General features: G+C 69.1%; 5 protein-coding genes and 1 tRNA gene. 3 read left to right on the top strand and 3 right to left on the bottom strand.

The window, feature by feature from the left end; translation table 11 throughout:
• Nucleotides 1–150: 150 nt before the first annotated feature.
• The gene (locus RZ84_RS21215) at nucleotides 151–1,254 is read right to left on the bottom strand and encodes an aminopeptidase P family protein (protein WP_078894036.1); all 1,104 of its coding nucleotides are present in this window, start codon (nucleotides 1,252–1,254) and stop codon (nucleotides 151–153) included.
• A gap of 432 nt (nucleotides 1,255–1,686) precedes the next feature.
• Between RZ84_RS21215 and RZ84_RS21210 the strand changes: the two genes are divergently transcribed.
• Both RZ84_RS21210 and rox read left to right on the top strand, forming a co-directional pair.
• Nucleotides 1,687–2,160 (top strand): hypothetical protein, encoded by a 474-nt coding sequence (locus RZ84_RS21210; RefSeq protein WP_043265611.1) that lies wholly within the window; start codon nucleotides 1,687–1,689, stop codon nucleotides 2,158–2,160.
• 290 nt (nucleotides 2,161–2,450) lie between these two features.
• Nucleotides 2,451–3,917 carry a rifampin monooxygenase gene (rox, locus tag RZ84_RS21205; RefSeq protein WP_043270448.1) on the top strand — a complete coding sequence of 489 codons (1,467 nt, stop codon included), beginning with the start codon at nucleotides 2,451–2,453 and terminating at the stop codon, nucleotides 3,915–3,917.
• A gap of 763 nt (nucleotides 3,918–4,680) precedes the next feature.
• Here rox and RZ84_RS21200 read toward each other — a convergent pair.
• Together RZ84_RS21200 and RZ84_RS21195 are read right to left on the bottom strand one after the other, a co-directional pair.
• Entirely contained in the window at nucleotides 4,681–4,890 is a 210-nt protein-coding gene (locus RZ84_RS21200; protein WP_157878873.1) for a hypothetical protein, read from the bottom strand.
• 434 nt (nucleotides 4,891–5,324) lie between these two features.
• Nucleotides 5,325–5,398: transfer RNA gene (locus RZ84_RS21195), tRNA-Thr, on the bottom strand.
• 214 nt (nucleotides 5,399–5,612) lie between these two features.
• Here RZ84_RS21195 and ugpC point away from each other — a divergent pair.
• A partial coding sequence (gene ugpC, locus RZ84_RS21190; protein ID WP_043270445.1) for an ABC transporter ATP-binding protein occupies nucleotides 5,613–6,736 on the top strand: 1,124 nt, incomplete at its 3' end.

The following is a 6,736-nucleotide window of genomic DNA, read 5'->3' as shown; positions in this document are numbered from 1 at the left end:
CGCCCCGAGCCTCGCCACCCCGCGATCCGCCCCCCCGCGGCGCACCGGGCCGCGCCTGCGCAACCCCCGCAGCGGCACCGGCACCACCCCCGGTCGCGGTCCCACCCGCTGCCCCGTTCCCGGTCCCGACTTCCCTCCTCCCCTCCTCCCCTACGCCACCACCGCCAGCCCCCGCTCCGTCTCGTTCAGCCGCCGCCCGCCCGACTCCGTGCACACCACGATGTCCTCGATCCGCACCCCGAACCGCCCCGGCAGATAGATCCCCGGCTCGATCGAGAAGCACATCCCCGGCACCAGCGGGAGGTGCTCGCCCTCCACCATGTAGGGCGGCTCGTGCGTGGTCACCCCGATCCCGTGCCCGGTCCGGTGGATGAAGTACTCCCCGTACCCCGCCGCCTTGATGACCCTCCTGGCCACCCGGTCGATCTCCTGGCAGGCGATACCGGGCCGCACCGCTTCAAACGCCGCCTGCTGCGCCTCCCGCACGATCCCGTGCACCTTGCGCTCCTCGGAACCCGGCTCCCCGACATGCACGGTCCGCGTCGTGTCCGACCCGTACCCGTCCTTCAGCCCGCCGAAGTCGAGTACGACCATGTCGCCGTCCTCGATGACCCGATCCCCCGCCTCGTGGTGCGGGTTGGCCCCATTGGGGCCCGATCCGACGACCGTGAAGTCCACCTGGCTGTGCCCGTGCTCCACCAGCAGCCGCGCCAGATCCGCCGCCACATCGGACTCCCGCCGCCCACCGAAGCGCATCCCCAGAATGTCCTCGTACGTCGCATCGGCCGCCGCGCCCGCCGCCGCCAGCCGCGCCACCTCATACGCGTCCTTGACGGCCCGCAGCATCGGCACCGCCTCGGTCAGCGCGGCATACCCACCCCCGGGCACCGCCCGCTGCAGCCCCAGCAGGTGCAGCGCCCACATCCCGTCCGACACCCCGTAACGCCGGTGCGGCGCAAGCCACTTGCCCAGCTCCACATACGGATCCGCCCCGTCGGACCAGCCCGCCACCTCCAGCGCCCCGGCCCCCGCCGCACGCTCCGCATCCGGCCGCTCCAGTACGGGCACCAGCAGCCGCGCCGCCCGCCCCGGTTCGATCACCAGAGCGGTCAACCGCTCGGTCTCCGCCGGCGGCCGGTACCCGCACAGCCACACCAGATCCGGTCCCGGCGTCACGATCAGCCCGGCCAGCCCGGCCTCCGCCGCCGCCAGCCCGGCCCGCTCCAGCCGCCGCACATAGTCATCCCGCGCCATCGCACTCACCATGCCGCCGAACCTACGCCGCCCCACCCCCACCCGTCCCACCAAAACCGGCCCACCAAAGCCCCGTTCACCCCTCCAGCGCCACCCACCGCGCCGCACTCGCCCCTCGCGCACGGCCCCGGCCACCACACCCGGGGCCGTGATCAGCGGAGCGTGATCATCGTCCGCGGTCATCCCTTGGGCCGTCCCGCGCACCGGACAGATGCGACCGCAGGCGGAGACGCAGATCGGCCGGCGGGGCGACTACAGGCCACGTTTACCGTGGGTACGGTGACGTGGAAAGCGAGGAGGCCGCGTGCGCCACCACCGGCAGCCCCACGCACCACGGACAGCCATGAACAAGCAAAACAGGCATAAACAGCACTACCAGCACAAACAGGTACGAACAGGTATGAACAGGTACGGAAACGGGCCGAGGTCACCATGGCATCCCCACACCAGTCGTCGCGCCGCATCCGGGGTGACGTCTTCTTCGTGATCGCCTTCGTGGCAATCGGCACCCTCATCCTCGGCGGGATGCTGTGGGCGAAGAACAACGTGACGCAGTTGAAGAAGTGGCGCGGCGAGAACGCCTGGTACCTCAAGTACGAGGCCACGTCGTCCAGCGGCGAACCGCAGGCCACCGCCGTCGGCTACCGGTACAACCCCGACAGGTCCGAGCCCGACCACAAGGACGAGCAGCTCGGCCCCACCAAGCTGCCCTGGAGCACGAGCGTCGTCGTCAACACCGGCAAAGAGGCGCGCGTCGAGGTCACCCCGAGCGGGAACGGGACCGCCTCCTGCCGCATCCTGCTGGACGGCATCCGGGTCGTCGCCGCAGGAAAGTCCCCCGGCCCCGGCAAGCCCGCCGTCTGCCACGTGATCACCAGCAGCACCCCGGAGAAGTGGCCCCACTGACCAACGGGCCGAAAACCACGAGCAGAACCCACGAGCTGAAACCCCCGGGCCGCCCCCCGGCTGAAACCCACGGGCAGAAACACACGGGAACACGGGCAAAAACACACGGGAACCCGCCCGAACACACGGGCAAGAACAAAGACAAGAACAAAGGCAAGGAGGTCACCCGCTCCTTGCCACTCTCAACGTATAGCGCATGGGGGGCCTTGCGGCAAGGCCCCGTTGGTGCCGCAGAATCACCGGCCGAAGCAAGAAGCAGGCACCAAGAATCTGCGCACATGGGGGTTGTGGTGATCGACGTCATCGTGGTCGGCGGCGGACCGACCGGCTTGATGCTGGCCGGCGAGTTGCGGCTGCACGGCGTGCACGTGGTCGTGCTGGAGCGGGAGTCGGAGCCGCTCCCGTATGTCCGTGCGCTCGGCCTGCACGTGCGCAGCATCGAGATGATGGACCAGCGCGGTCTGCTGGACCGGTTCCTCGCGCACGGCCGGCAGTACCCCGTCGGCGGTTTCTTCGCCGCCATCGAGAAGCCGGCGCCCGAGCGGCTCGACACCACGCATCCCTACGTCCTCGGCATCCCGCAGACCACCACCGACCGCCTGCTGGCCGAGCGCGCCGTCGAGCTCGGCGCCGAGATCCGGCGCGGCTGCGAGCTGGTCGGGCTGCGCCAGGACGAGCACGGAGTGACCGTCGAGCTGGGAAATGGGGGTACCCGCGGCGATGGGGGCGTAGCCGCCCGGGGAGGGAAGGAGCTGCGCTCGCGCTACCTCGTCGGCTGCGACGGCGGTCGCAGCACGGTGCGCAAGCTGCTCGGCGTCGGCTTCCCCGGCGAGCCCAGCAGGGTCGAGACGCTGCTGGGCGAGATGGAACTGACCGCGGCACCGAAGACGTTGGCCGCCGTGATGGCCGAAGTCCGCAGGATCCACAAGCGGTTCGGCGCCATGCCCTTGGGGGACGAGGTGTACCGCGTCGTCGTGCCGGCCGAGGGGGTGTCCGAGGACCGCTCGGTCCCGCCGACCCTGGAGGAGTTCAAGCGGCAGCTGCGAGCGTTCGCCGGCACCGACTTCGGCGCGCACTCACCGCGCTGGCTCTCCCGCTTCGGCGACGCCACCCGGCAGGCCGAGCGCTACCGGGCCGGCCGGGTGCTGCTGGCCGGCGACGCGGCGCACATCCACCCGCCGACCGGCGGGCAGGGACTCAACCTCGGCGTCCAGGACGCGTTCAACCTCGGCTGGAAACTGGCCGCCGAGGTGGCCGGCTGGGCACCGGACGGGCTGCTGGACAGCTACCACACCGAACGGCACCCGGTCGCCGCCGACGTGCTGCACAACACCCGCGCCCAGATCGAGCTGATGTCCACCGAGCCGGGCCCCCGGTCGGTGCGCCGGCTGCTGTCGGAACTGATGGACTTCGACGAGGTGAACCGGTACCTGACCGAGAAGATCACGGCGATCGGCGTCCGCTACGACTTCGGCGACGGGCATGAACTGCTCGGCCGGCGCATGCGGGACGTGAGACTGAAGCGGGGCCGCCTCTATGAGCTGATGCACGGCGGTCGCGGACTGCTGCTCGACCAGACCGGCCGACTCTCCGTGGCGGGCTGGGAGGACCGGATCGACCATGTCACCGACGTCAGCGAGGAACTGGACGTCCCCGCGGTACTGCTGCGTCCCGACGGCCACGTGGCCTGGGCCGGCGAAGACCAGCCGGATCTGCTCACCGTGATTCCAAGGTGGTTCGGCACACGAATCGGCTGACGACCGCAGCCGCACCCACAGTGCCCTTCCCTTCCCTGCCCGGCGCCGGAGTCGGTGACGGCGGCGGTGATCTCCTCAAGGTCGGCCCGCGTCAGGTGAACCGCGCCGGCCCCGATCCAGCCGTCGACCTGGCCGGGCATGCGGGCGCCGACGATGGCGCCGGTGACGCCCGGCCGGGCTAGGGCCCAGGCGATGGCGACTTCGACGACCGTAGCGGGTCAGCTGATGGGCCACCGCATTCCCAACTCCACGAACTTAGGCCAAAACGCCCGGACTTGAGCGCCCCTCAGGCAGAATTTCCGGTCCGCCGAGAACCCGATCCAAGCCGGCCCGCATACCGCAACAGTCCCGGCAAAGCCGCCGTCAGCACCACCAGTGCGACGCTCGGTGCGGCACTCGACAGCGGATGCACGAAAAGCCTGACCGACGCCCCCAATGTTGCGACGGACAAAGCTGCGAGTACCCCCCTCGCCAAGAGGTTCTTCTGCGACTGCTTCATGACATCGCTCCTGCTCCCCCGAACAGTTCGCAAACCACAGCGCCGTACAGACGAAGTCCCACCGCATACGTGATTGACCAACCGCCCCGGCCGGCTCGCCGGCGGACCACAACGCGCTTAATTGTCGTTTCCTTTCCCGACGTTCTACCGGTGCAGCAACTCGCCGCACAGACGGAACCGGCGCCGCACTTGCGTTGTGTCAAGGCAAGTACGGCGCCGGCACCAACGGCCCCGACGAGGCAACCTGGCAGCAGGCAACCACAGTCAGTCCGTCGGGCCCTGAATCCACCCCTGCTTCACCATCGCATCGCATACGGTCACGGCCTTCGTCCCGTGCTGCATCTTCATACCCTTGACGCAGTCGGCATACGGAATGGGCCCGTTGGTATCGGCCGCAGAGGCGCTTTGGGCAGCCACGACCGTGAACACACCACTCATGGCAATGCCTGTGGCCACGGCCACGGCGGAACTCATTCGACGCACAGTTACGTTCCCTCTCGTCTCTCCGAGACACGGCTGCCTCGATATAACTCAGCCCGTTCAACGACCCACCGCACCATGGGAAACGTAAAGACCCGCTATCCCGCCGCTCGCCGACACCCCCTATCCGGCACGTTCACGTTCCGCGCGCCGGCCCGACCCAGCCCCCGGCCACCGACGGCGCGGCCTCGGCGGGCCGGTCGTTGCCACCTACGATGCACCGAGGCACCACAGCCCGAAGCGGTCGGACGCCCCTCCCCCGATACCCCCGCAACTCACGACGGTCACGGCGGCAGACGCAGAACCCGACCGCCCCACATCGGCCTCACACGAGGGCGCGAAGATCATCGCGTTCCCCACCGCACGGAGCAGGGCCACAGGACCAAGAAAAAGCCCAGGTCAGAGCTGATCTGACCTGGGCCTTCCAGAGCCCCCTGTCGGATTCGAACCGACGACCTTCGCTTTACAAGAGCGGTGCTCTGACCAGCTGAGCTAAGGAGGCGTACCGGGAGAAGTGTACCCAGGTGGACCGGATGCCGGTCGCCTTATTTGGTGAGTGCGGGACTACTGACAGCGGGCACCGGCCCGGGTAGCGTCGCGTGCAGTCCCGGTGCTGTGGACTACACCACTCTCCGGTGGTGCGTCCCGGCAGTGGGCGACAACACTCCTTTACTCGGATCGTCCGGCACGTTCCTGCCGGTGAAGGGACACACACCATGGCTACGGTCACGTACGACCAGGCGACCCGGATCTACCCGGGGTCCGACAAGCCCGCCGTCGACAAGCTCGACATCGCCATCGAGGACGGCGAGTTCCTTGTCCTCGTCGGTCCCTCGGGATGCGGTAAGTCCACCTCGCTGCGGATGCTCGCGGGGCTGGAGGACGTCGACGAGGGGGCCATCCGCATCGGGGACCGGGATGTCACGCATCTGCCGCCCAAGGACCGGGACATCGCCATGGTGTTCCAGAACTACGCGCTCTATCCGCACATGACGGTCGCCGACAACATGGGCTTCGCGCTCAAGATCGCCGGTGTGCCGAAGGCCGAGATCCGGCAGAAGGTCGAGGACGCGGCGAAGATCCTGGACCTTACGGAGTACCTGGGGCGCAAGCCGAAGGCGCTGTCCGGCGGTCAGCGGCAGCGGGTGGCGATGGGCCGGGCGATCGTCCGGGAGCCGCAGGTCTTCCTGATGGACGAGCCGCTGTCCAACCTGGACGCCAAGCTGCGGGTGCAGACGCGTACGCAGATCGCCGGGCTCCAGCGCCGGCTCGGCATCACCACCGTCTACGTCACCCACGACCAGGTCGAGGCCATGACCATGGGCGACCGGGTCGCCGTCCTCAAGGACGGGCTGCTCCAGCAGGTCGACTCGCCGCGGAACATGTACGACCGTCCCGCGAACCTCTTCGTGGCGGGCTTCATCGGCTCGCCGGCCATGAACCTGGTCGAGGTGCCGATCACCGACGGCGGCGTGAAGTTCGGCAACAGCGTCGTCCCGGTCAACCGTGACGCACTGGCCGCGGCGTCGGCGAAGGGCGACACGACGGTGACGGTCGGCGTGCGGCCGGAGCACTTCGAGATCGTCGAGCAGAACGGCGACGCCGCGAAGTCGCTGTCCAAGGAGGCCGCGGACGCGCCGGCCGGACTGGCGGTGACGGTCAATGTCGTCGAGGAGCTGGGCGCGGACGGATATGTGTACGGGACGACCGAGGTCGGCGGGTCGGTGAAGGATCTCGTCGTACGGGTCAACGGTCGCCAAGTGCCGCAGAAGGGCGCCCAGTTGCACGTCGTGCCGCTGCCGGGCGAGACGCATGTCTTCTCCACGTCGTCGGGCGAGCG

It is taken from the genome of Streptomyces sp. CT34 (assembly GCF_000805335.1).
In the GTDB taxonomy this organism is placed as follows: Bacteria; Actinomycetota; Actinomycetes; order Streptomycetales; family Streptomycetaceae; genus Streptomyces.
Note: the sequence above shows the minus strand (reverse complement) of the source record. Positions and strands in the feature narration are given on the sequence as shown.